This window comes from Actinomadura formosensis, assembly GCF_050948385.1.
GTDB lineage: Bacteria > Actinomycetota > Actinomycetes > Streptosporangiales > Streptosporangiaceae > Spirillospora > Spirillospora formosensis.
The window spans coordinates 2,889,139-2,910,099 of record NZ_CP192011.1 but is presented as its reverse complement, the minus strand read 5'-3'; the positions used below and the strand labels follow the sequence as shown (position 1 = coordinate 2,910,099).

General features: G+C 72.3%; 13 protein-coding genes. 6 read left to right on the top strand and 7 right to left on the bottom strand.

Annotation, left to right across the window (positions count from 1 at the left end):
- Window positions 1–28 precede the first annotated feature (28 nt).
- Genes ACQP1N_RS13730 through ACQP1N_RS13720 form a run of 3 tightly spaced genes read left to right on the top strand, consistent with a single transcriptional unit; the run spans window position 29 to window position 2,704 of the window.
- Complete coding sequence (locus tag ACQP1N_RS13730; RefSeq protein ID WP_067794043.1) at window positions 29–1,042, top strand: hypothetical protein; 1,014 nt, start codon at window positions 29–31, stop codon at window positions 1,040–1,042.
- A gap of 31 nt (window positions 1,043–1,073) precedes the next feature.
- Window positions 1,074–1,769 carry a hypothetical protein gene (locus ACQP1N_RS13725; protein WP_433231634.1) on the top strand — a complete coding sequence of 232 codons (696 nt, stop codon included), beginning with the start codon at window positions 1,074–1,076 and terminating at the stop codon, window positions 1,767–1,769.
- A 32-nt stretch (window positions 1,770–1,801) separates the two neighbouring features.
- Window positions 1,802–2,704, top strand: coding sequence for an inositol monophosphatase family protein (locus ACQP1N_RS13720; RefSeq protein ID WP_067794041.1), 903 nt, complete (start codon window positions 1,802–1,804; stop codon window positions 2,702–2,704).
- A gap of 29 nt (window positions 2,705–2,733) precedes the next feature.
- On the opposite strand, the gene ACQP1N_RS13715 is transcribed toward ACQP1N_RS13720, so the two are convergent.
- Window positions 2,734–3,957 (bottom strand): SLC13 family permease, encoded by a 1,224-nt coding sequence (locus tag ACQP1N_RS13715; RefSeq protein WP_433231631.1) that lies wholly within the window; start codon window positions 3,955–3,957, stop codon window positions 2,734–2,736.
- A 96-nt stretch (window positions 3,958–4,053) separates the two neighbouring features.
- Between ACQP1N_RS13715 and ACQP1N_RS13710 the strand changes: the two genes are divergently transcribed.
- The gene (locus ACQP1N_RS13710; protein ID WP_433231629.1) at window positions 4,054–9,885 is read left to right on the top strand and encodes a TIR domain-containing protein; all 5,832 of its coding nucleotides are present in this window, start codon (window positions 4,054–4,056) and stop codon (window positions 9,883–9,885) included.
- Here the strand turns inward: ACQP1N_RS13710 and coaE are convergent.
- The 6 genes from coaE to polA all read right to left on the bottom strand — a co-directional run bounded on the left by coaE (window position 9,882) and on the right by polA (window position 18,941).
- On the bottom strand, window positions 9,882–10,481 hold the full coding sequence (gene coaE, locus ACQP1N_RS13705; RefSeq protein WP_433231626.1) for a dephospho-CoA kinase: 600 nt from the start codon (window positions 10,479–10,481) through the stop codon (window positions 9,882–9,884). The genes ACQP1N_RS13710 and coaE overlap by 4 nt on opposite strands.
- A gap of 25 nt (window positions 10,482–10,506) precedes the next feature.
- The gene (locus tag ACQP1N_RS13700) at window positions 10,507–10,983 is read right to left on the bottom strand and encodes a GNAT family N-acetyltransferase (RefSeq protein WP_067794037.1); all 477 of its coding nucleotides are present in this window, start codon (window positions 10,981–10,983) and stop codon (window positions 10,507–10,509) included.
- 37 nt (window positions 10,984–11,020) lie between these two features.
- Entirely contained in the window at window positions 11,021–12,985 is a 1,965-nt protein-coding gene (locus ACQP1N_RS13695; protein ID WP_433231622.1) for an endonuclease/exonuclease/phosphatase family protein, read from the bottom strand.
- Window positions 12,986–13,229: 244 nt separating this feature from the next.
- The gene (rpsA, locus tag ACQP1N_RS13690; protein ID WP_067794036.1) at window positions 13,230–14,705 is read right to left on the bottom strand and encodes a 30S ribosomal protein S1; all 1,476 of its coding nucleotides are present in this window, start codon (window positions 14,703–14,705) and stop codon (window positions 13,230–13,232) included.
- 238 nt (window positions 14,706–14,943) lie between these two features.
- On the bottom strand, window positions 14,944–16,047 hold the full coding sequence (locus ACQP1N_RS13685; protein WP_433231619.1) for a polysaccharide deacetylase family protein: 1,104 nt from the start codon (window positions 16,045–16,047) through the stop codon (window positions 14,944–14,946).
- 203 nt (window positions 16,048–16,250) lie between these two features.
- Complete coding sequence (gene polA, locus ACQP1N_RS13680; RefSeq protein WP_433231617.1) at window positions 16,251–18,941, bottom strand: DNA polymerase I; 2,691 nt, start codon at window positions 18,939–18,941, stop codon at window positions 16,251–16,253.
- Between the two features lie 62 nt (window positions 18,942–19,003).
- On the opposite strand from polA, the gene ACQP1N_RS13675 reads away from it, so the two are divergent.
- Together ACQP1N_RS13675 and ACQP1N_RS13670 are read left to right on the top strand one after the other, a co-directional pair.
- Entirely contained in the window at window positions 19,004–19,432 is a 429-nt protein-coding gene (locus ACQP1N_RS13675; RefSeq protein WP_433232698.1) for a PaaI family thioesterase, read from the top strand.
- A 255-nt stretch (window positions 19,433–19,687) separates the two neighbouring features.
- On the top strand, window positions 19,688–20,248 hold the full coding sequence (locus ACQP1N_RS13670) for a DUF4352 domain-containing protein (RefSeq protein WP_067806071.1): 561 nt from the start codon (window positions 19,688–19,690) through the stop codon (window positions 20,246–20,248).
- Window positions 20,249–20,961: the final 713 nt, after the last annotated feature.

Below are 20,961 nucleotides of genomic sequence, written 5' to 3'. Positions count from 1 at the left end.
GCCGACTAGGACGGGATGACCGCAGAAGATGACCCGCTTCGCCAACTGGTTCGGGAAGAACGCCGACGCAGTGATCGCGCTGGTGCTGGCGATCGTCGTGGCGGTGCTGGGTCTCGGGGTGAACCTGCCGCACGAGGCCGACATCACCAACAGCGGGATCCTCGCGGTGATCGGCCTGCTGGCGACGTCGGTGCTGCGGGACCGCGGGCGCCGCATCCCGGTCGAGGCGGAGGTCCGCGACACGCTCCGGGCGTCCTCGGCGACGCTCGACGACCTGAGCGGCAGGCTGGCCCACATCGAGGGGTTCGAGAACGTCCTGGCCGACACCAAGCACACGCTGGACGAGACCACGGTCGTCCGTGTCATCAGCGGGGCGCAGGTGGCGCAGGTCCTGGAAGAGGCCCGCCGCGACACCGACCGGTGGTTCTTCAAGGGCGGGACGGGGACGTACATACGCGCGCGCACGCTGCCGGAGTGCGTGGCGGCGGCCCGCAGGGAGCGGCGCACGCTGCTGTTCCGCCTGGAGATCCTCGACCCCACCGATGTGGAGGTGTGCGAGGCGTACGCGCGCCACCGCCGTTCGGTGTCGGACGGCCCGGACGCGACCGGTGAGCCGTGGACGCTGGAGCGCACCCGCAAGGAGGCGTACGCGACGATCCTGGCGGCGTGCTGGCACAAGCAGCGGTTCGCCATGCTCGACATCGACATCGGCCTGGCGCGGACGATGACGACGCTGCGCTACGACCTGGCGGCGTCGCGGGTGGTGGTGACCCGCGACGATCCGCGCGGGGAGGCGCTGGTCGTCGACAGCGCCAAGTTCTACTACAGCTGGGTGAGCGCGGAGCTGCAGACCAGCCTGGACCAGGCGCGCCGCGTCCCGGTCGAGCAGGCCAGGCTGGCGCCGCTGGACGACGAGCCGACCGTCGAGGAGGTCCGCAAGCTGTTCGAGGTGCTCGGCATCGGCCTCGCGCGGGACTACACCGACCGGGACGTCATCGAGATCATCCGTAAGGCGCTGCGGGCGAAGGACCCGTACGAGTGAGCCGGGAGCGCGGAGGGGCGAGGCCGCCGGGGTGAAGTACGAGGAGATCCGCGGGGAGATCCGCGCCGGGACGGCGGCGCGGACGCTGCCGGCGTGGGCGAGAGGCGTCCTCGGCGGCATCCTGGACGGCATCGCGGCGGACGGCGGGCCGCCGGTCCCGGCGGTGCGGCACCCGCTGGGCTTCCTGTGCCTCCCGGTGGAGCGCAGCGGTGGTCTCGGCGTGTGCCTGCACCTCTGGACGCCGGAGGTACGTCCGGCGCCGTCCACCACGTCCGCGGTCCACTGCCACAGCTGGGATCTGCTCAGCTTCGTCCTGTACGGGACGGTGCGGAACGTGCGGATGGACGTCCAGGAGGCCGCCGGGGAGGCCGCCGGAGGGGCGGCGCGGCAGGTGTTCGAGGTCGTCAGCGAGGGGGACGTGGACGAGCTGAGAGCGACGGGGCGCGCCGTCCGCTGCTCTCCGAGGCGTTCCACCGCGCACCGGACCGGGGAGTCGTACACCCTCCCGGCGGGCGTGTTCCATAGCACGCTGATAGAGGACGGCATGGACGCGGCCACGATCGCCTTGGGCCGCCAAATACCGGGTGGCGGCGACCTGTCCCTCGGCCCTCTGGGCACGCCCACGCATAGCGTGCGTCGTTCTCGTTCCGACTTCGCCGACACGGTGCGCGCCCTGCGTCGTTCCGTGCGCAGGATCGCCGCCGCCCAATGCTCGGCGCGCCGGTAGGCCGCCGCCGGAACCCGACTGGAGAGGCCCCGATGAAACCCACGACCCCGTCAGCGGCCCTTCCGGTCGATCTCTGCCAGGCCCGCGGCGTGGCGGTGGACGCCGCCGAGGCGGCGGGCGCCCTGCTGAGCGCGGGCATGGGCGGTCCCCTGGAGGTCCGCCCGAAGGGCGCGGGCGGGGACGTGGTGACGGCGCTGGACACGGCCGCCGAGGAACTGATCGTCGGGCGGCTGCGGGCCGCGTATCCGGGGCATCGCATCATCGCGGAGGAGTCCGGTGTCCTCGACGGCGCGCCCGGCGAGGACACCGGCGGAGGCGAGGAGCTGGTGTGGCTCGTCGATCCGCTGGACGGCACCAACAACGTGGCGATCGGCATGCCGGTCTACGCGGTGGGGCTGGCGCTGTGCGCGCACACCCGGCCGGTCTTGGGCGTCGTCCACGACCCGGTGTCGGGACGGACGTGGTCGGCGATGCGCGGGAAGGGCGCCCTGGGGCCGGACGGGGCACCGCTGAGGCTGCCTGACCGTCCGCGGCCCGGCCGGGCTGAGAACCCCGTGCTGGCATGGACGCAGGGGCACCAGGTCAAGTCGGACGATCCCGTCGCATTCGCCTTCCGCACATCCTTGGAGAAGCAGTGCGCCCGCATGCTCCAGCTGTGGGCACCGCTGGTGGCGTGGACGATGCTGGCGCGCGGTGACATCGACGGGATCGTCGGCTATCTGCCCGAGATCGTGGATCTGCCGGCCGGGGCGCTGGTCGCCGCCGAGGCGGGCGCGGAACTACGCCGCCTGGACGGCGGCCCGTACGAGATGGGCATCGACCGCCCGGCGTCCGAGCTGGGGTTCGTGGCCGCGCGTCCCGACCTCCTCGGCCGCCTCCTGGAGACCACGACGCGGATAGCCCGCCCTGACGGCCGCTTCCACGTCGCCCTGTAAGCCGTCCTGCAAGCCGCCTTGCGGGGCGCCTACCGGGTCAGCGGAAGAACACCGACGGCGGCTGCGCAGCCCAGCACCGCCAGGACGGTCCCGGTGAGCACGAACTTGCGGATCGGGACGCGGACGTCCCACCGCCGGCACCATTCGAACCACAGCAGCGTGGCGAGCGAGCCCCACGGCGTGATGACCGGCCCCACGTTGGTCCCGATGAGCAGGGAGAGGAGCTGGTCCTTGTTGGACGCCGGTACGGCCGACTCTCCCGCCACATAGGCGGGAAGGTTGTTGAGGACGTTCGACAGGCCCGCCCCGGAGAACGCCGCCCGGAGCGCCCCCGCCGCGTCGCCGTCGTGGCCGACGAGGGCGCGCATGACATCGTCCAGCCCGAACCGTTCGAGCGTGGGAACGACCAGGAACAGCCCGGTGACGAACACCATGAGCTGCCACGGGATGAGGACGGGGCGCAGCGCCGAACGGTCGCGCACGGCGAAGGCGGCGACGGCCACGACGGCGGCGACGGCCGCGGCGATGCCGAGCTGGATCCCGGTGTGCACGCCCGCCAGGATCGCCCCGATGAACAGCAGGCACGCGATCCCCGTGGCGGAGAACAGCACCCGGTCGCGCACGGGCGCGAGGTCGGGCGGGTCATAGGCGTCCTCACCGCGCATGGGCCGCCGCCAATAGAACACCCACAGCAGCGCCATGGTGACGGCTAGGGCGGCCAATTGCGGCATCCACATGCGGGCCGCGAAAGCACGGGTCTGCAGAGCCACCCGGTCGGCGGCGAGGAGGTTGGTCAGATTGGACACCGGGAGCAGAAGGCTCGCGGTGTTGGCCAGCCACACCGTCGTCATGGCCAGCGGCAGGGTGACGATCCGCGCGCGCGCCGCCAGCGCCAGCATGACCGGCGTCAACAGCACGGCGGTCGTGTCGAGGTTGAGGAAGATGGTGGTGAGCGACGCGAACACCACGCACAGCAGAAAGAGCGCGACGTAGTTCCCGCGTCCGGCCCGCGCCATCCGCTCCGCGATCGCGTCGAAGACCCCGGCCTCTTTGGTGAGTTCCGCCAGGACGATGACGCTGAACAGGAAGAGCAGCAGGGGCGCGATCCGCCCGATGCTGGACCGGGCCGTGTCGGCGGGCAGCAGGCCCGTGGCGACGAACACGAGCCCCAGCGCGAGCACCCCGATGCGGATCCAGTCGAGCACGCCCAGGGCGCCGGCGGCTCGGCGCAGGGTCTTCATCGGGGGCGGCACGGCCGTCATGATCCCACAGCCCGCCCGCCCGGACGGCCCGGTCTTCGGGCGGCGCGGATCGCTGCTTTCCGCACGCCGCCGCGCGATACTGGCGGCATGACTCCCCCCGGCGGCCACCCCAGGCAGGAGCGTCCGACCGACTTCTTCGTCAGCTACTCGCCCGCGGACGAGCGATGGGCGTCCTGGATCGCCTGGCAGCTGGAGGCCGCCGGGCACCGGACGATGATGCAGGCGTGGGACTTCGTGCCCGGGACCAACTTCATCGACTTCATGGACCGGGGCCTGTCGGAGGCCAAGGCCGTGGTGGCGGTGCTGTCGCGCAACTACCTGCGCTCCCGGTACGGGCGGCTGGAGTGGATGGCGGCGCTGCGGGCCGATCCGGACGACCCGGCCCGCAAGCTCGTGACGGTCCGGATCGAGGACTGCCCGATCGACGGGCTGCTGTCCACGATCACCTATGTGGACCTGGTGGGGATCGACGATCCGGACGAGGCGCGCGGGCTGCTGATGCGGCGCATCCGGGAGGCCCTCGCCGGTCACGCCCGGCCCCTCAACGGCCCCGGCTTCCCCGGCGGCTTCTCGCCGCCGGGCGGCGGTGACGTGCTGCCGGGCCGCCTGGAACCGCCTGACGGGCCGCAGGAGCCGGTCGGGGAGCGTCCTGTCCGGCGGGCGCCCGTGGCCGCGCCCGCGTTCCCTGCCGCGGGCACCGGGCACGAGGCGCGCGAGGAGCTGAGCGTCCTGCACGTCTCGGGGCCCCGGTTCGGCCGGACGCTGGCCGAACCGGGCGAGCCGACGACCGCCACCGAGCTGCAGGACCGCATCTGGAGCGATGTGACGCGGCTGGCCGACTCCGGCGTGCCGCGGCCCGACCTGCTGGTCGTCACCGGCAACCTCACCCACTCGGGGAGCCGCAAGGAGTTCGCCGAGGCGCTGTCGTTCCTGACGAGCCTGCGGGCGCTGCTCGGCCTGGAGGCGCAGCGCGTCGTCATCGTGCCGGGCACCCACGACGTCACCCGCGCCGCGTGCCGGGCGTACTTCGCCGGCTGCGAGGCCGACGACATCGAGCCGCAGCCGCCGTACTGGCCGAAATGGCGGCATTACGCGGGCCTGTTCAAGGAGTTCTACCAGGGCATCGACGCGCTGATCTTCGACAGCGCGCAGCCGTGGACGCTGTTCCCCGTCCCGGACCTGCGGGTCGTGGTGGCCGGTCTCAACTCGACCCTGCCGCAGACCCACCGCGAGGAGGACCGGTACGGACGTGTCGGACAGGCCCAGGCCGCCTGGTTCAACGAGCGGCTGCGCCATTTCGAAGACGAGGGCTGGCTCCGCCTGGGGGCGATCGAGCACACGCCCATCTCCGGTGAGCCCGGGGCGCTGCGCGACCCCGAGACGGTGGAAACGCTTCTCGGCGGCCACGTCAACCTGTTCTTCCAGGGGACGGGGTCGGAGTTCGGTGCGATTCCGCAGCTCGGCGGCGGCGTCCCGGCCGTCCCCGCGCTCGGCCCCGGCCGCCACCAGATCGTCGTCCTGCGCCGGGACGGCCTGGAACGGTGGATTCCCGAGGACGCCGCCCGCCGCGGCCCGGAGCGGCTCGAACGGTCATGGCCGAACGTCCGGGGAACGTTCCCGCCGCCGCGTGCCGAGACCCCGCCCGCCCCGCCCGCCCCGGAACTGGGTCCGGCCGGCGACGGCGCCGCCGATCCGGTGCCCGATCCCACGGCGCGGCTCCTCGACCGGCTGACGGAGGCGTGCGAGACGCGGTTCGAGCGCGCGACCATCCGCCGGATCGTCCCGCCCGCGCGCGAGGAGGGCCGGTCCGACCCGCCGCACCTGCTGCTGACCCACCTGGAGGACGGGTTCGTCCGCCAGTACCGCATCGGCGCCCACGTCGGGCAGGTGACCGAGGCGGACGTGGACGCGTTCGTCCGGCACGTGCACGCCGACGGGGCCGACCACGGGTCCGAGCTCGTGTACCTGGGGCCGGCACCGCCTCGTGCCCTGCGCGACGACGCGCTGCGGCGCGGCATCCGGGTGCGCAGCCTCACCGAGTTCCAGGGGCTGCTCGACCTGTCGGAGTACGTGACGGCGCAGACGCGGCGGCTGGCCGGCGACGGGCTGTATCCGCCGTCCCTGTACGTCCCGCAGCGGTACCGCGAGCTCGACCGGTTCCGTTCCGGGACCCCGGCCGGCGACGACGCGCCCGCCGGGGGCGCCCGCGAGGACGTCGTCGCCGAGATGCTGCGGCTGCTGGCCGCCGACCACGGCCGGTTCCTGCTGCTGCTCGGCGACTTCGGGCGCGGCAAGACGTTCGCGCTGCGCGAGCTGGCCCGCCGCATCCCCGAGGAGCTGCCGCACGTCATCCCGATCCTCATCGAGCTGCGGGCCCTCGACAAGGCGCACTCGGTGGACGGCCTGGTCGCCGCGCACCTGGCCAACCACGGCGAGGAGCTGATCGACCTCAAGGCGTTCCACTACATGCTCCGCCAGGGACGCATCGTCCTGCTCTTCGACGGGTTCGACGAGCTGGTGACGCGGATGACCTACGACCGGGCCGCCGACCACCTCGACACGCTGCTGCAGGCCGCCCGGGACAAGGCGAAGATCGTGGTGGCGAGCCGCACCCAGCACTTCAAGTCGCAGGCACAGGTACTGACCGCGCTGGGCGAGAAGGTCGGCGTGCTGCCGCACCGGCGCGTCCTCGGCCTGGAGGAGTTCACGCCGCCGCAGGTCCGCTCGTACCTGGTGAACCGGTACGGGGACGAGGGCGCGGCCGAGGCCCGGCTGAGCCTGCTCGCGGGCATCGAGGAGCTGCTCGCGCTGACGCCCAACCCGCGGATGCTCTCGTTCATCGCCGACCTGCCCGAGGACCGGCTGCACGCGGTCGCGCAGGCCCGCCGCGCGGTCAGCCCCGCCGACCTCTACCACGAGATCCTGTCGTCCTGGCTCGCCCACGAGGCCGACCGGGTCGGCGGCGCCGGCGGGCCCTCCGGGCTGAAGGCCGAGGACATGTGGCGGGCCGTGGGCACGCTCGCGCTGCGCCTGTGGGAGGGCAACGAGCAGTTCCTGCGGCTCGCCGAGCTCGCCGACGTCGCCGACACCCTCACCGGCCTCGCCGGCGGCCGGATGTCCCCGCACCAGGTGACGCACGCCGTCGGCGCCGGGAGCCTGCTGGTCCGCACCGACGAGGGCCTGTTCGGGTTCATCCACACCTCGGTGATGGAGTGGCTCGTCGCGCGGCACATCGCGGACGAGTTCGCCGGCGGCGCGGCCCCCGCCGCCCTGGGGCATCGCACGCTCACCCAGCTCACCGTCGACTTCCTGTGCGACCTGGCCGACACGCGAGCCTGCCAGGACTGGGCGGCCGGCGTGCTCGCCGACCCCGACGCCGACGACATCGCCCGCGCCAACGCGATCCGCATCACGACACGGCTGCGCACCCCCGCGCGCACCGACCTGCGCGGCGCCCGCCTGCAAGGCGAGGACCTGTCCTACCGCGACTTGCAGGAGGTCGACCTGACGGGCGCCGACCTCACCGACGCGCAACTCGTCGGCGCGAACCTGTCGCGCGCCGTCCTGCGGGACGCGTCGCTGGCCGGGGCCCGCCTGGACGAGGCGCGGCTCACCGGGGCCGACCTGCGCGGCGCCGACCTGTCCCGGGCCCGCCTCGCCCGCGCCGACCTGCGGGACGTCGCCGTCGACGGCAGCCGCTGGACCCGCGCCGCCCTCGTGGACGCCGCGCTCCCCGCCCGGGTCGCCGCCGCGCCCGAGCTGCGCGAGGCCGCGATCGCCCCCGGGCATCCCATCGACATCCAGCTCGCACCGCCCGCGGTGGGCGTCCCCTACGGTTTCCACTTCCAGACCAGCCGCCTCCCCCAGCCGCTCGTCTACAGCCCTGGCGGCTCCGTACTGGCCGTGGGCAGCGAGGACGGCGGCGTCCTCGTGTGCGATGCCGTCTCGGGCACTCCCCTGCGCACGCTCCAGGGCCACACCGACCGCACCTACGCGGTGGCGTTCGACGCGGAAGGCAACCTCCTGGCGAGTGGTTCGGCGGACGGAACCGTCCGGATCTGGGACCTCGCCACAGGGCACTGCGCGCACATCCTCACCGTCCATCCCGAAGGGGTGTGGCCGGTCGTCACCGGCGGGCTCTCCCCCTCCGGGGCCGGCCTCCTCGCGGCGGGCGCCGCCGACGGAACCGTCCGCGTGTGGGACATCGCGTCCGGTGCCCTCCTGCACGAGCTGCCCGGGCACACCGCGCCCGTCTACACCGCCGTGTTCGACTCCGCGGGCTCCCTCATGGTCACCGGCGACGCGGGCGGAACCCTGCGCGTCTGGGACCTCGCCACGGGCGCGCTGCGGCGCGAGCTGACCGGCCACCGGGGCGCGGTGTTCCGCGCCGTCTTCCACCCGGACGGCTCCGTCCTCGCCGCCGGTGACGAGGCCGGCGTCGTCCGGCTCTGGGACATCCGCACCGGCGAGATCCGGCGGGAACTCCTCGGCCACACCGGACGCGTCTACGCCATCGCCTTCCACCCCGGCGGCAACCTCCTCGTCACCGGCGACACCGACGGGTCCGTCCGGATCTGGGCGGACGGCCGGCAGCGCAGCGTCCTGCCGGGCCACGAGGGCGCCATCTACCAGGCGGCGTTCAGCCCGGACGGCGGACGTCTCGCCACCTCCGACAGCGCCGGCTCCGTCCGGCTGTGGGACCCCGGGACCGGGCGGCAGCGCCTCGAACTCGCCGGGCACCGCGGCGCCGTGTGGCCGTTCGCGTTCCGTCCCGACGGCACGCAGCTCGCCACCAGCAGCAACGACGGCACCGCCCGGCTGTGGGACGCCGAGACCGGGCGGTGCCGCGTCGTGCTGCGCGGCCACGGCCGCCGCGTCACCGGCGTCGCGTTCAGCCCGGACGGCGGCATGCTCGCCTCCAGCGGCAACGACGGCCTCGTCCGGCTGTGGGAGCCGCGCACCGGCCGGATGATCCGGGAGCTGCGCGGCGTCGCCGACAACCTCACCTCCGCCGCGTTCAACACCCGCCACACCCAGCTCGCCACCGCCACCAACGACGGCGGCGTCCACCTGTGGCAGGCGGGGACGGGCACGTTCGAACGCGAGCTGAACGTGGAGACCGACCACGTGTGGGCGCAGGCGTTCGCGCCCGGCGGCGACCTCCTCGCCACCGCCAACGACGACGACTCCGTCCGCATCTGGTACTGGACGACCGGCCGCGAGATCGTCGAACTCGCCGACCACCGGGGCCGCGTCCGCTCCATCGACTTCCACCGGAACGGCGACCTGCTCGCCACCGGCTGCGACGACGGCCTGGTCCGGCTCTGGCACCCCCGCACCGGCGCCCTCGCCGCCGTCCTGCGCGGCCACACCGACCGCGTCTACCAGGTGGCCTTCTCCCCGTCCGGTGAGATCCTCGCCAGTGCAAGCAACGACGGCACCGTCCGGATCTGGGACCCCGCCACAGGCGACGTCCTGCACATCCTCACCGCCCACACGGGCCGCCTGTGGACCGCGGCGTTCCACCCGTCCGGCACGATGCTCGCCAGCGCGGGCGACGACCTGGTGGTGCGCCTGTGGGACCCGTCCGACGGGCGTCTCCTGCACACCCTCCCCGGCCACACCCGCCGCGTCTGGTCGGCGGCCTTCAACCCCGACGGCGACCTCCTCGCCACCGCGGGCGACGACGGCGCCGTCATCCTGTGGGACGTCGCCGGCCACGCGGCCCCCACCCGCCGCGCCACCCTCCTCGGGCTGCCCGAAGGCTGGGCCGCCCTGGCCCCCGACGGCCGCTACAAATCGGAGGGCAACGCCACCGCCGAATTCTGGTACGCGGTCGGCATGTGCCGTTTCGAACCAGGCGAACTGGACCCCTACCTCCCCGAAGTCCACCGCCTTCCCCTCGACGCCCCCTTCTAGGGCGTGGCACGGCGGGTGAGGGTCTCCCAGAGGGCGTCGACCTGGGTTCTCAGGTCGTCCAGGGTGCCGGAGTTGTCGATGATGCGGGTGGCGATCGCGCGGCGGTCCGCGCGGGACGCCTGGTTCGCCATGCGGGCGCGGGCGTCCTCCTCGGTCATGCCGCGGCGGGCGACCAGGCGGTCCAGCTGGGTCTCCTCCGGCGCGTCCACCACGATGACCTCGTCGTACATGGGGGCCAGGCCGTTCTCCGCCAGCAGGGGGACGTCGTAGACGACGACCGCGCCGGCGGGGGCGGCGTCCATCAGTTCCTGCATCCGCTCCCCCACCAGCGGATGGACGATCGCGTTCAGCGCGGCGAGCCGTGCGGGGTCGCCGAACACGATGCGGCCGACCTTCTCGCGGTCCAGGCCGCCGGACGGCAGCAGCACGTCCCCGCCGAACTCCGCCACGACGGCGGCGAGGCCGGGCGTGCCCGGCTCGACGACCTCCCGGGCGATCTTGTCGGCGTCGATGACCACGGCGCCGCGCTCGCGCAACCGCGCCGACACCTCGCTCTTGCCCGACCCGATTCCGCCGGTGAGTCCCACTTTCAGCACGGGAGTCACCCTAGCGGCGCGGCCGCTACGCGGTTCCGGCGGGGACGAGCGGCTTGCGCATGTGGACGAGGGTGAGGTGCGCGGCGACGCGCTCGCGGCGCGTCTCGGTGTAGCCGAGGCGGCGGTACAGGCGCAGGTTCGCCTCGCTGAGATGCCCGGTGAACAGCACGCACGCGTCGGCGCGGCCGGCGGCCTCGTCCTCCAGAGCCGTCAGCAGGCGCCGCCCGATGCCGCGGCCCTGCAGGTCGGGGGCGACGACGAGCCGCCCCACCAGGCACGTGCGGTCACTGAACCGGGCGCGGGCCGCACCGGCGAGACGGCCGTCCAGCACCGCCTTCAGCACCACCGCGTCCCCCGCGAGGACCTTCCGCAGCTGCTCGATCGACTCGACCAGCGGCGGGATGAACGGGTCGCCGTACAACTGCGCCTCCGCGACGTACGCGGCGCGCTGGACGGTCAGGATCTCCCCGGCGTCGGCGGGGACCGCCCGCTCGATCCTCATGCCGCACACCCGGGCGGCGGCCCGCCGCCGGGTCCGCTCACCGCCCGACCCGGACGGTGATCGCGACCGGATAGTGGTCGGACGCGTCCGACTTCGGCACGTCGTAGTCGGTGACGAGGACGCCGTCCGAGCCGAAGATCCAGTCGTTGGTGGCGCCGTCCGGCCGGGTCGGGTACGCCTCGCCGCCGAGGGCGGCGCTGCGCAGGTCGGTGCCCTCGGTCATCGCGGCCAGCTCCGGGCTGCCCGCGTCGGTGTTGAAGTCGCCGCCGATGAGGGTGCGGGGCGCGCCGCCCCAGGCCCGCAGCAGCGCCGCGATCTCCCGGGACCGCTCACCGGCCCGGTCGTCGCCGCCCTCCAGGTGCGTCGACCACACGTCCATCGTGGTCTTGCCGACGGCCAGCCGCGCCCACACGTACCCGCGGATCTGCGACCAGTCGCCGCGCGGCATCCGGCCCGTCCCCGAGCTGCGCACCGGCAGCGACGTCAGGATCGCGTTGCCGAACTGGCCGTCGGCGGCCGGGCCCCAGATCAGCTTCATGCCGAGCCGCCGCGACAGCCACACGCCGACGTCGGTGGTGCCCGACGTCAGCGACCCCCGCCCGGCCTCCTGCAGCAGGACGACCTGGGCACGCTGGCCCTCGATGACGCGGGCGATGCCCTCCGGGTCGAGCCGCCCGGACTGGTCGACCGCGTCGTGGATGTTGTAGCTCACCACGCGGACCTGGCCGGGGCCGGGCGCCGCCGGCGCCTTCCCGTCCGGCGCCACCACGGTGAACACCAGCGTGCCGATGAGCAGCAGGGCGGCGGCGGTGAGGGCGGTCAGGGCGCGCAGCGGGGCGCGGGCGGGCAGCGGGCCGCCGCGGGCCGCCGCGATGGCCGCGAGCGCGCCGAGCGCGATGCCGGCGAGACCGGGCAGCAGGTTGTTCGGGAACGGCAGCGGCGACACGGCGCTGACCTGGTACGGGATGAGGATCACCGCGATGAGCAGGCCGCCGAGCGCGGCACCCGCGTCGACCCGCCAGACCGGGCCGCCGGTCCCGGCGCGGCGCAGCGGCGCCCGGCACGCGACGGCCAGCAGCCACGCCGCCATCACCTGCCCGACGATCACGACGGGGACGACCTCGATACCGGAGATCGCGTACGTCCCGGCGACGGCGCCCGCGCCGACCCCGAGGACGGTTCCGCCGAGCACGCACACGCCGCCCGGCACCGCCCGCACGGCGAGGCCGGACGCGAGGAACGCCAGCGCGAGGCCCTGCCCGATGACGATCGCGACATGCGCCCCGGTCAGCGACTGCCAGCCGGACGACGCCACGAACGCGGGGCTGGCGAGGACGAGGACCTGCAGCGCCAGGAACGGCCCGAGCGCGGCGGCGCCCAGTGCGTCCCGCCAGGACACCCCGGGCGCGGCGACGGGCCCGGACACCAGCTCGCGGTAGAGCGCGACGGCGCCGACGCCGACGAACGCCAGGCACGCCAGCCACGGGCCGATGCCGTCCCGCCACACCGGGTCCCAGGTGGCGAAGCACATCCGCACGGCGCTGTCGATGGACAGGCCGGCGACGACCGCGGTGGCGAACCCGACGCCGGACAGCCCGCGGGCGCCCTCGTACAGCGCCGCGACGGCGATCATGCCGATGGCGGTCCCGGCGAACGCCAGCCAGGTGCCCGGGTCGATGGCCTGCGCGAGGAGCCGGACGGCGAACAGCCCGCCGACACCGGCGAGCAGCAGCCCGCGCGGCCCGGCGGCGCGGCGGATCAGCGGGGCGGTGAACCCGGCGAGGTAGACGACCAGGACGCCGAGCGCGGCGACCGCGGTGCCGGTCTGGTCGGCGAAGTGGTCGAGCTGCGGCAGCGAGAACCGCAGGGTCTGCGCGAGCACCGCGACCGTGACCGCGATCAGCGCGATCCGGGCGGGGCCCTGCGGGACGATCGACGGGCCGGCCGCGGCGGGGTCGCCGGTCCTGGTGCCGACGGCGGTGTTGGCGTCTGTGCTGGCCAATTGAACGACTGCTCCCGGGGGACGAGCGTGACGAGCGGACCTTCGGGATGACGCGGCCCTCCGCGGACGCGAGGCTGCGGCGACGCGGTCCGCACGGCAATGGTGGCGCAACCGAAGCACGGCCGGAGGCCGATCCAGAAAGATCGTTCTCCGGCCGTGCCCGGAATTGCGCCGGTGTCGCCGCGCGGGCGGCCGGGCCCGCGGTCAGCGGGCCGTCACCGGATCCATCTCGTCCGCGAGGGGCTCACTGACCGCCGGAGAGCTTCTCCCGCAGCGCGGCGAGCGCCTCGTCGGTGGCGAGGGCGCCACCGCCGGACTCGCTCTCACCGCCGCCGGAGTAGGAGGTCTCGCCGCCGGCCGCGGGCGCGGTGTCGGCCTCCGCCTCGGCCTTGCGGGCCTCCTCGATCTGCTTGCGGTGGGCATCGAAGCGGGCGCGGGCCTCGGCGTACTGCCGCTCCCAGGTCTCGCGCTGCTCGTCGAAGCCCGGCAGCCACTCGCCGGTCTCGGCGTCGAACCCCTCGGGGTACTTGTAGTTGCCCTGCTCGTCGTACTCGGCGGGCATGCCGTACAGCGTCGGGTCGAAGTCCTCTTCCTCGATGCCGACGGCGCCCTCGTTGGCCTGCTTGAGCGACAGGCTGATACGGCGCCGGTCGAGGTCGATGTCGATGATCTTCACGAAGATCTCGTCGCCGACCTGGACGACCTGCTCGGGGATCTCCACGTGCCGCTCGGCGAGCTCGGAGATGTGCACCAGGCCCTCGATGCCCTCCTCGACCCGGACGAACGCGCCGAACGGCACCAGCTTGGTGACGCGACCCGGAACGACCTGGCCGATCTGGTGGGTGCGGGCGAACTGCTGCCACGGGTCTTCCTGGGTCGCCTTGAGCGACAGGGAGACGCGCTCGCGCTCCATGTCGACGTCCAGGACCTCGACCGTGACCTCCTGGCCGACCTCGACGACCTCGGAGGGGTGGTCGATGTGCTTCCAGGACAGCTCGGAGACGTGCACCAGTCCGTCGACGCCGCCGAGGTCGACGAACGCGCCGAAGTTGACGATCGAGGACACGACGCCCTTGCGGACCTGGCCCTTCTGCAGGGTGTTGAGGAAGGTCTGGCGGACCTCGCTCTGCGTCTGCTCCAGCCAGGCGCGGCGCGACAGGACCACGTTGTTGCGGTTCTTGTCCAGCTCGATGATCTTGGCCTCGAGCTCGCGCCCGACGTAGGGCTGCAGGTCGCGGACCCGGCGCATCTCGACGAGCGAGGCGGGCAGGAAGCCGCGCAGGCCGATGTCGAGGATGAGACCGCCCTTGACGACCTCGATGACGGTACCGGTGACGATGCCGTCCTCGTCCTTGATCTTCTCGATCGTGCCCCAGGCGCGCTCGTACTGGGCGCGCTTCTTGGACAGGATCAGCCGTCCCTCCTTGTCCTCCTTCTGGAGGACGAGGGCCTCGACGTGGTCGCCGGTGGAGACGACCTCGTTGGGGTCGACGTCGTGCTTGATGGACAGCTCACGCGAGGGGATGACCCCCTCGGTCTTGTAGCCGATGTCGAGGAGGACCTCGTCACGATCGACCTTGACGACAGTGCCTTCGACAATGTCGCCGTCGTTGAAGTACTTGATGGTCTCGTCGATCGCCGCGAGGAAGGCTTCCTCGGACCCGATGTCGTTGACCGCTACCTGCGGGGTGGTCGAGGTGGCCTCGGTGCTGCTCGTCATATGTCGGCTGGCTCCGGTACGGACATGGAAGTCGTATGGGTTGTGCGCGGAGGGCCGTTATCCGCCCTGCCGAAGACCGGAATGGGACGCGGACAGTGCCGTGTCAGTGAACCGAACCGTTGTCGCCGACCTGACCGAGCGCGAGCCTGCTCCGTCCGAAGCACGCGCAAGCCCACAGCGCAGCGCTCAGGATATGGGACCAGGTCTCCCGTGGTCAATCCGCCCGGGGCGGCGATGATCAGTATGTTCGCGCACGGCCCCGGTACTCCTTGGCGAGCCGGTCCTCGGCGCTCTTCGGAAACGTCACGGTGTTCGGATCTCCGTCAGAGGTGTACCGCTCATCGGGGTTCTTGTCCAGATAGTCGAGCCACGCGACCGAGCAGTACTTCGTGCAGTCGTTCTCCTTGATCTTGCCCTCGGAGCGGATCCGGTCGATCTGCCACCGGTCGAAGTCGCCGTCGAACGGCGACACCGACGGCCGCCAGCCCGCGAGGAACATCCCCTGGAAGGCGTACCGCCCGTCCTCCTTCTCGGCCCACGCCTTCTTCTTGGGGACGGCCCCGAACGGGTACGCGAAGGTCGTCGTGTGGGCACCGGTGAGCTTGACGATCCGGTCCTCCATGTCCCCGATCTCCTTGCGGACGCCCTTTTCGGACATGCCGGAGAGGCTCGGGTGGTTCACCGTGTGGTTGCCGAGCTCGTACCCGTGCTGCCGCAGCCACGCGAGCCCGGCCGCCGCCTGGGCGTCGTCCATCCCGAACAGGTCCTTGTTCAGGTAGAACGTCGCCACGGGCCGGAATCCGGGGTTCTCCCGCGCGACCTGCTCGATGACCCCCACGGCGGTGTCGGGCTTCGGACCGCCCTGCGCGTCGAGCCCGAAATGCCCCGGCGTGCTGTCGTCGAACGTCAGGACCACCGGGTGCCTGCCCGCCGGCACGTTGAACCGCCCGCCGACGAACTCCGCCGCCGTGATCGGGCAGTATCCGTCCTTCGCGAGCCGTGTCAGCTCGTCGTGCAGTTCCTTGGTCGACCGGTCCAGCGACATCTGGGGCTTGTTCAGGATCCGGTGGTACATGAGCACCGGGACCTGCCCCAGCTCGTTGGCCTTGACCGCCACAGCCCCGGCGGCGGCCGCCGCGATCGGCGTCGGCGGCGCGGACGTCGGTGCGGACGCCCGCGGCGAGGCCGACCCCGTCGGCGGCACCGTCCCGCCCGCCCTGGCCGCCCGCGCCGGGGGCGTCGCCCCGGACGCCGCCCCGGCCCGCTCGGCCGCGTTCCCCTCGTCCCGCCCCCGCCGCTCCCCCGGTAACGTCAGCCCCAGGATCACGGCGCAAACGATCATGACTCCAGCGATCTTGTGAAGGAGAGGCACGACACCCCCGCCGCTAGACCCGGACAGGACCAGGGGGACAGCCTACGACCCCCGGACGATCATGGACACCCATTGGCGTACCCGCGTGATCCCCGCCCACCACCCGCCCTCGCCCCCGCTTCCGCCAAATGTGGCTCAAGGAAGACCGCGGCGCCTGGCGCCGGGGGGAGCGGTCAGTGCGCGGCGTCCTGCCAGGTCCGGCCGGTGCCCATGGAGACGTTCAGGGGGACGCGCAGCTTGTAGGCGCCGGCCATCTGGGTGCTCACCAGGGTCTTCAGCGCGTCGAGTTCGCCGGGCGCCACTTCGAAGACGAGCTCGTCGTGGACCTGGAGGAGCATGCGGGAGGTGAGGCCGGCCTCGCGGAGGGCGCGGTCGACGTTGAGGCCGGCGACCTTGATGATGTCGGCGGCGGAGCCCTGGATGGGGGCGTTGAGGGCCATGCGCTCGGCCATTTCGCGGCGCTGGCGGTTGTCGGAGGTGAGGTCGGGCAGGTAGCGGCGGCGGCCGAGGATCGTCTGGGTGTAGCCGTCCTGGCGGGCCTTGGCGACGACGTCGCGGAGGTAGTCGCGGACGCCGCCGAACTGCTCGAAGTACTCCTCCATGAGGCCGCGCGCCTCGTCCGGGGAGATGCGCAGCTGCTGGGAGAGGCCGTAGGCGGACAGGCCGTAGGCGAGGCCGTAGTTCATGGCCTTGATGCGGGCGCGGAGTTCGGAGTCGATCTGCTCGGGCGGGAGCCCGAAGACGCGGGAGGCGGTGATGGTGTGGAAGTCGGCGCCGGAGCCGAACGCCTCCACGAGGGCCTCGTCCTCGGAGAGGTGCGCCATGATGCGCAGCTCGATCTGCGAGTAGTCGGCGGTGAGGAGGGACTCGTAGCCGTCGCCGACGACGAACGCCTCGCGGATCTGGCGGCCCTCCGCGGTGCGGATCGGGATGTTCTGCAGGTTCGGGTCGGTGGACGACAGCCGGCCGGTCGCGGCGATCATCTGGTTGAACGTGGTGTGGATGCGCCCGGCGTCGTCGGCCATCGGGATGAGGGAGTCGACGATGCTCTTGAGCTTGGCGACCTCGCGCCAGCGCAGGATGTGCTCCAGGACGGGGTGGCCGTCCTTTTCCAGCAGGGTCGTGAGGGCTTCGGAGTCGGTGGTGTAGCCCGTCTTGGTCCGCTTGGTCTTGGGCAGGTTCAGCTCGTCGAACAGGACCTGCTGCACCTGCTTGGGCGACCCCAGGTTGAAGTCGTGGCCGACGGCGTTGTGCGCCTGTTGCTCCTGGTCCTTGACCTGGCCGCCGAGGGACGCCGACAGGTGCGCGAGGTGGTCGGCGTCGACGGCGATGCCCGCGCGTTCCATATCGGCCAGGACGCGGACGAGCGGCAGCTCCACCTCGTGCAGCAGGCGGGTGGCGCCGCGCTTCTCCAGGTCCCTGTCGAGGACGTCGGCCAGTTCGGCGACGGCGCGCGCGCGGACCGCGAGGGCCTCGGCCGCCTCCTCCTCGCCGGAGCCGTCCAGGGTGAGCTGCCCGGTGGCCTCGGTTTCGCTGCGCAGCTCACGCTGGAGGTAGCGCAGGACGAGGTCGGCGAGGTCGAACGTCCGCTGCCCGGGCAGCGCGAGGTACGCGGCGAGCGCGGTGTCGCTGGTGACGCCGGCCAGGGTCATGCCGCGCGCGGCGAGGGCCAGCATCGGGCCCTTGGCGTCGTGGACCGCCTTGGGGCGTCCCGGGTCGGCGAGGTAGGCGGCCAGGGCGCGCTCGTCGTCCTCGATCAGCTCGGCCGGGTCGAGGTGGACGGCCGGCCCCTTCTTGGACGCGAGGGCCAGCGCGGTGATCTCGCCGGTGCCGCGCCCCCAGGTGCCGGTGACCGCGATGCCGATCCGGTCGCCCGCATTGGCCTCCAGCCAGGCGCCGAGGGCGCCGGGCTCCAGCTCGTCCATCTCGACCTCGAAGCCCTCGTCGGCCTCGGGCTCGGCGGCGGACAGCGTCGCGTACAGCCGGTCGCGCAGGACGCGGAACTGCAGCGAGTCGAACAGGGTGTGGATCTCCTCGCGGTCCCACTGGCCCATCGTCAGCTGCGGCGGCGTCAGCTCCAGCCCGACCTCGGTGTCGAGCTTGTTGATCTGCTGGTTGCGCAGCACGCCGGCGAGGTGCTCGCGCAGGTTGTCGCCCGCCTTGCCCTTGATCTCCTCCACCCGGGCGACGAGCGTGTCGAGGTCGCCGTACTTGGTCAGCCACTTGGCGGCGGTCTTCGGGCCGACGCCGGGCACGCCGGGCAGGTTGTCGCTGCTCTCCCCCACCAGCGCGGCCAGCTCCCGGTAGCGCTCGGGCGGGACGCCGTACTTGGCCTCGACGGCGGCCGGGTCCATCCGGGCGAGCTCCGATACCCCGCGGACCGGGTACAGGATGGTGACGTGCTCGTTGACGAGCTGGAACGCGTCCCGGTCGCCGGTGACGACCAGGGTGTCCATCCCGGCCTCGGTGGCCTGGACCGACAGCGTGGCGATGATGTCGTCGGCCTCGAACCCGGCGACCGACAGCCGCGGGACGCGCAGCGCGTCCAGCACCTCGAAGATCAGGCTGACCTGGCTGCGGAACTCGTCCGGGGTCTTCTGCCGCCCCGCCTTGTACTCCACGTACTGCTCGTGCCGGAACGTCGGCTCCGAGCGGTCGAACGCCACGGCGATGTGGGTCGGCTGCTCGTCGCGCAGGACGTTGATGAGCATCGAGGTGAAGCCGTACACGGCGTTGGTCGGCTGCCCGTCGGTGGTGGAGAAGTTCTCCACGGGCAGCGCGAAGAACGCCCGGTAGGCCAGGGAATGCCCGTCGAGCAGAAGAAGCCGGTCACGCTTGTCAGGGGTCGCTGCTGTCGTCACCACACCAGGACTCTAGTCTGCGCGTACGACAGTTTTGTGGAGGCGATGTGACTGACACCGGCGGCATGAGCCCGCGGGAGGTGGCCGCGAAGATCAGCGCGGGTGAGGAGTTCGACGGGCACGGCGACCTGGCGCGGACGATGGGCGTCGAGTACCTGGAGGTGTCGGCCGAGCGGGTCGTGGGCCGGATGCCGGTCAAGGGCAACACCCAGCCGTACGGGCTGCTGCACGGCGGCGCGTCGTGCGTCCTCGCCGAGTCGCTCGGATCCGTCGGGGCCGCGCTGCACGCCGGCCGGGGCCGCATCGCCGTCGGGATCGAGATCAACGCCACCCACCACCGGTCCGCGACCGAGGGATACGTGACGGGCGTGGCGACCCGCACGCACGGGGGCCGCACCCTCGCCACCTACGACATCGTGATCTCCGACGAGGACGGCCGGCGGGTCTGCACCGCGCGGCTCACCTGCATGCTGCGGGACGCTCCCGCCACCTGACGAAAGCGTGATCGAAGCTTTCTTTGCGGCACGCCGCCCGGGGTCTGTAGCGTGGATCGACACGGCCCGGGATCACCGAGTAGACAACGTACGCGCCCGGGGAAGGTTCGTACGGCCCCAAAGGTGATCCCGGGTCACCTCATGTCCGGGGGCGCCTCCGTCCCGACACCGGCATAGACGGATGACCGGTTGCGGTCGCGGCGGGAAACACGCCGTCCCTTCCACCGCGTCCCGATCGGCCGTACGTTCCGGACCATGCGCCACCGTGACCCGCGCACCCGCCCGGCCGCCGCCGCCCTCTCCGGGGCCCTCGCCGCGATCCTCGCGCTCGCGGGCTGTTCCGGTTCCGGCCACGCCACGTCGCTCCCGACCTACAAGATCCCCGCCGAGAAGGCCCGCGAGGGCGAGTCGGTCCCCCGGGGCAAGACCGGGCGCAGCGCCGACATGAGCTTCACCGTCATCGGCTTCAGCGGCGCCATGACCGACGTCATGGGCACCCACGCCGCGATGGACGCCAAGGGCGCCTTCACCCGCGTCCGCGTCCTCGCCGTCAACACCGGACGCGACATCCAGGTCTTCGACACCTGGAAGCAGCGTCTCGTCACCACCGACGGCAGGACGTACTCCCCCGACGTCAACGCCACCATGATCAAACGGCAGCCCGAGCGGCTGTCCGTCGGATCGTCCATGCGCGTCGAGTTCGACCTCTGGTTCGACATACCGCGCGGCGCGAGGACCAAGGCGGTCCGGCTCTACGGGTCGCCCCCGGTCGGCGCCGCCACCGACCCGGCCCCGGCCGAGATCGCGCTGCCCTGACTTCCCGGGATTACCGTCCCGCATGTTACGGACATCCTCCAGCCCGGCTCTCCGCACACCGTAAATTGCCCCCCGCCCTCAACGTTCCAAAATTCAGTTACAAGATCATTGACTATGGCCAGATCGGTAGTTTACGTTGTCGGCATCCTCACCAGGAAAGGTGGCAGCCATGAAAACAGTCATCACTCGATGGACCGACAGGGCGGTGGCCAGATTCGTACCGCAGGCCGAAGCGTCCGCGGCATCATGCACCCGGATCAACACTTGCTGCTGTTCCTGCCAGGAATGGCGGGAGACCTGGCGCTGCTCCTCCGGAGGAACCTCCTGGCTGGTCCACAAGAACTACGGATGCGGCTCCTGCCGCTAATCCGATTTGCCGCTTCCGTCCGAAGACAGGGCCATGCATCCGGTCCTCATCGATGCGAACGTCTCAAGGTGATCGCAGTGCGACCCGTACCTCGGCCGCACTGCGATCGCCATTCGCGGCCGCCGCCGGAGGCACGGACCCCAGTTGAGCCGATAGCTCACGCGTCGTCATCGTCCCCCCGGGGAAGCCGAAGGAGTGTCCACGTGATCGATCCGTGTTCGCTGCGGCATCTCTCCGAGATCGGGCGATGACCATCAGAGCGAACGGCGGGAATGCAGATTTTCGCCATGGCGGCTTGAAAAGCACCCTGCTGAGCCTCTGCCGCGTCTTTTTGCGGCCTCGTTAC